This window comes from Corallococcus praedator (assembly GCF_003612125.1).
Classification (GTDB): domain Bacteria; phylum Myxococcota; class Myxococcia; order Myxococcales; family Myxococcaceae; genus Corallococcus; species Corallococcus praedator.
Genome location: NZ_RAWI01000893.1, coordinates 1 through 479, shown reverse-complemented (window position 1 = coordinate 479; position 479 = coordinate 1). Strand labels below are relative to the sequence as shown.

The 479-nt window shown below is 49.7% G+C and carries 1 protein-coding gene; it reads left to right on the top strand.

Annotation, left to right across the window (positions count from 1 at the left end):
• Positions 1-241 precede the first annotated feature (241 nt).
• The coding region (locus tag D7Y13_RS45445; RefSeq protein ID WP_147452681.1) for a hypothetical protein at positions 242-479 on the top strand (238 nt) is incomplete at its 3' end.

Sequence of the window (479 nt, the reverse complement as noted above, 5' to 3'; positions counted from 1 at the left end):
ATATACGTCCAGTCAAACACGAGTACTAATTGAAGTTATTCTTCATCCGCAAACCTCGTCGAATACGTGATGGCTTGTTGCGCTACCACTTGAAAGAATGTGAATGAGAGTCATGTTTCATGTCGTATAGAGTCCAGAAGTCCTCACGCCGGAGCTGGAGACATCGATCGCCAACGCATCTGCATGGGCCCAAGTAATCCCGACTGGTCGGACGAAGCCTGGCAGCAACGTCGGAGCTCTTGTGCTTGAGTCCTTTTCGAGCATCAAGGAAAACATCAACAAGCTAGAAGAAAAGCTGCATGCAGAAGCAAAGGCACGAGAAGAATCCGATATGGTACTGGCGCAGAACATTGCCAAGCTGAATAACTTGCTTGTTGAAAACGGCATCCTCCGGCAGGAAAACAGCAGGATTCCTTCGCTGATGGCGCTCAGGCCCGCTTCGCTGCACGACGCAAACTCGGTTCTATACAATTGCACTG